We start from the raw sequence: 2,702 nt of genomic DNA, 5'->3' as shown, positions 1-2,702 counted from the left end.
ACGGCGGGGCTTCGGGACGACCCGCGTGGTGGGCCGCGTGGACGAATCGTCGCTCATGTTGTTCTCCTGTTGTCATGGGCACTGATGATCTGACTTTACGCCTAGTCAGAATTAGATGGCAAGCTATGCGTTGTGCGATCGGTGCGGGTGTACAGCGGGATGTCCGCCGAGGAGCGTCACCGGAACAGGCGCACGCGTCTCATCGAGGCCGCGATGGAGTTGATCGGCACGCACGGCGTTGCCGCCGCCACGGTGACTGCCGTATGCGCTGAGTCCGGCGTGACGTCACGCTACTTCTATCAGCATTTCCCTGACAGAGACGCCCTCTTGCGAGCTGTCTACCAGCAGCTCTACGCAACCTTCCAGGAGGTGATAGTTGACGCGATCCCCGATGCCGGCGCCCCACCCGAGGTGCTCGCGTACGCGCCGATCCGCGGGCTGGTCAGCATGATCAACAATGATCCTCGACTGGGTCGGATCTTGTTCGTGGAATCTGCAACGGAGCCGCTGCTTCGGGAGTTACGCAGCGACATGATGACCGGTTTCACCGACCTCGTATTGCGTGAGGCCAGACTTCACCTTGACATCGCCGACTCCGCAGTGGGCGTTGCCCATTTGGCCTCGACATTGGGTGTGGGTGGGTTATTCGAAGTCTTGCGCCGCTGGCTCGACGGAGAACTCGAGTTCACCACCGATGAACTCGTTCAGCACTGCGCAGGTTTCCTGGGCAGCCTCGGCAGCTATGTGCTGCTGCAGAACGCAGTCGAGTCGGCCACGACCAAAGCCGAAACTCAGAGTTAGCTTCTGGCGCCTCCCGGCCGCGCTTCGCGAATGTCGAGGTGCCTCCGCTTGCTTCATTCCGGACTGAACACATGAACGCCGCTGTACAACATTAGAGGCCAGCGTCGTCGACCAAATAACGTTCGGCGAGCGTCTCGGCAAGCCGACTCGTGTGCTCCACGATCTCCCCCTGGATGACGTCAAGCAAACCTGCATGCCATGCGGTGATCAATTCGACGAAGCCACCAACGGCCACCAGTGTGTCCATCCGAAGGGCGGTTTCATCGGCTTCCGGCCTCAGGTGTGGCTCACTGGCTGCGATCACCAGGTGTGTCGCCTCCTGCAGTGCGACAGCGCGCCGATCCTGAAGCGGGGAACTGCCCACGTGTTGAGCCAGTAGAATCTTCGCCCTGCCCGGATCCTCTGCAATCCGGTCGACCACCGCGGCGATGGTCACGCGGATGGTCTCCATCGGCGGCTGCCCGATGCGTTCTGCGAGCGTCGCAGAAACCTCACCGAGCATCTCGTTGCGCACGCCGTCCCATGCAGCGACAAGTAACTCGTCGCGGGTCTTGAAGTCTTCGTAGAAGTAACGGTCGTTCAGGCCGGTTTTGGCGCACACTCCTCTCATCGTGACTGCTGCCCAACCGCTTTCACTCCAGATTTCCGTCGCGGCATCAATGAGGCGCTGACGGCGCTCCGCCCGGCGTTCAGCACCGGTACGCCCGCCCCATCTCTTCGACCGCGTCCGCACATGTCCATCTTGGCAAACCACAGTAGGTCGCAACAATCTGGTGGCATCCGCCACCAGTGGGGGCGCGTGCCACCATAGGACTCCGCGGAGTGCAGCGATTGACGATCAGAACGCTCGGACTTCGAGTTCTCAGAGACGTGGCAGCGGCTGTCGTCATTCCTGCTCCCAGCAGTGATCGTGCGGCACTGGCGAGGGTGGCGGTAGGAGGCGCCCTGCACGCCGTGCAGGTATTCGTGGCCGACTGGCCCGCTGCAATCCCGTGGGGAGTCGACTCATGACGCTCTTGAGCGAGGCCACCACCGGTCGCCGTCACCACTTGCACTACGTGCGGTAGCGTACCGATACCGGCAGTATCGCTACCAGTGGAGGCCAAGTGACCGACGGCAGTGCAGATGCCCCAAGCCAGGCCAAGCGGCCTGGTCGGCGCGCCAACGGATCCACCGACCCGGCCGACACTCGCGAGTACAGCGAACGGTTGGCGACCCTGGCCCGGTTCACCCTCCGACACAAAGCGCTCGTCATCGGGGTATGGCTAGGCGCCGCGGTGGTTCTCGCGCTGCTGTTCCCACAGCTGGAAACCGTGGTTCGCCAACAGTCGGTGGACCTCATTCCTCGCGACGCCCCGTCCTTGCAGACGGTTGACCGCATGAGCGCCGCGTTCGGCGAAGAAGGCTCGAAAACCATGGTGTTCGTCGCCATGGAAGACCCCACTGGATTGACTCCAACTGCACGGCAGCGCTACGGCGAACTCGTGCGCCGGTTGCAGGCCGAGGGCGACCACGTCCTGCTGGTGCAGGACCTGCTGGCCGATCCGATTACCGAAGCTCAGGCAGTCAGCGCCGACCGCAAAGCCTGGTATCTGCCCGTCGGTGTCACCGGCACCCTCGGAGACCCCACGGCAGCCGAATCCTTGAACGCGGTGCGCGACATCGCCGCGGAGGTGTTCACCGGATCGACCACGACCGTCCAAGTGACGGGACCACCGGCGACCTTCAGCGACATGATCGCCTCCGCCGAGCACGACCTGCTGTTGATCTCGATCGCTACCGCCGGCGTGATCGCCCTGATCTTGCTGATCGTCTACCGGTCAGTGTTCACCGCGCTGTTGCCACTGCTGGTAATCGGGTTGAGCCTGGCGGTTGGGCGCGGCGTGCTATCCGCCCTCGGC

The 2,702-nt window shown here is 63.1% G+C and carries 3 protein-coding genes; 2 read left to right on the top strand and 1 reads right to left on the bottom strand.

Annotated elements, in window-relative coordinates; genetic code table 11:
* The first annotated feature begins 159 nt into the window (after positions 1 to 159).
* On the top strand, positions 160 to 801 hold the full coding sequence (locus VIQ49_RS11250; protein ID WP_331884498.1) for a TetR/AcrR family transcriptional regulator: 642 nt from the start codon (positions 160 to 162) through the stop codon (positions 799 to 801).
* A gap of 91 nt (positions 802 to 892) precedes the next feature.
* Here the strand turns inward: VIQ49_RS11250 and VIQ49_RS11245 are convergent, their stop codons facing one another.
* A complete protein-coding gene (locus VIQ49_RS11245; protein WP_085981140.1) occupies positions 893 to 1,534 on the bottom strand; it encodes a TetR/AcrR family transcriptional regulator in 642 nt (213 codons plus the stop codon).
* Between the two features lie 373 nt (positions 1,535 to 1,907).
* On the opposite strand from VIQ49_RS11245, the gene VIQ49_RS11240 reads away from it, so the two are divergent.
* A partial coding sequence (locus tag VIQ49_RS11240; protein ID WP_331884491.1) for an MMPL family transporter occupies positions 1,908 to 2,702 on the top strand: 795 nt, incomplete at its 3' end.

It is taken from the genome of Williamsia sp., assembly GCF_036566845.1.
Classification (GTDB): Bacteria; Actinomycetota; Actinomycetes; order Mycobacteriales; family Mycobacteriaceae; genus Williamsia.
This window is presented reverse-complemented; position numbering and strand designations above follow the sequence as displayed.